This is a genomic window from Bartonella sp. AD328YNZD (assembly GCF_042196425.1).
The window spans coordinates 1-708 of the sequence record NZ_JBHIQG010000736.1; the positions used below are offsets into that span (position 1 = coordinate 1).

Genomic DNA, 708 nt, shown 5'->3' on the forward strand with positions numbered 1-708 from the left:
GGAGTGTAGATAAAAGTATTGAAGAAAAGAGTAAAATTTCTCTCATAAACCATTTAAATGCAAGAGCTGTTGCAATATTGGGAGTTAGCAAGAGTTTGATATTAGAGGCTTGTGACTTTATGAAGCGAAGAGGGAGGTGCATAATGTATTTTATACACTTTATAGGGATTTTATATTATATTATTCACAGGCACAGCCTTGAAAGGGAGTTCATGTGCCTTGAGAGGTATTTTTTTACAAGCAGGTGAATGAGCAACATAAATATGTTCTGTTTTAGGTATTTTCTCTTCGTGAGAAGGATGACTTCATTAAAGAACATATTCTATCAGTCTTCTATAAAAAAATTAACTTAATTAGATCTGAAATAAAGAGCATTATTTTGTATGCGTTCCATATTGAATACTATACCGTTGCAAATCACTATAGATTGAAAAGCTTATTGAAAAAGCAAATTCGATAGTTTTCACTTCATATCGTAGCATTTTCAATTTTTTGTATAGAATATAGGATAATAAGCAAATTTTTAGAATTTTTGCTGATTTTATGAAAGAACTGTTTTTGATATTAGTAAATCTTTGATTTATTATATACTCCATTAAAAAAGAAACAATTAATGCATACTTCAAAGTACTATATGATTTAAATCATTCAATTGTATCATGATAAGGCTACAAATACCGAGAATAATTATGGAGCAGGTTGAAGCCA

1 protein-coding gene is annotated in these 708 nt (G+C 29.1%); it reads left to right on the plus strand.

Annotated features, from left to right (window positions below; all coding sequences use genetic code 11):
• Nucleotides 1–248, plus strand: a 248-nt coding sequence (locus ACFIO3_RS14750; RefSeq protein WP_375704745.1) for a hypothetical protein, incomplete at its 5' end; no start/stop codon positions are given.
• Nucleotides 249–708: the final 460 nt, after the last annotated feature.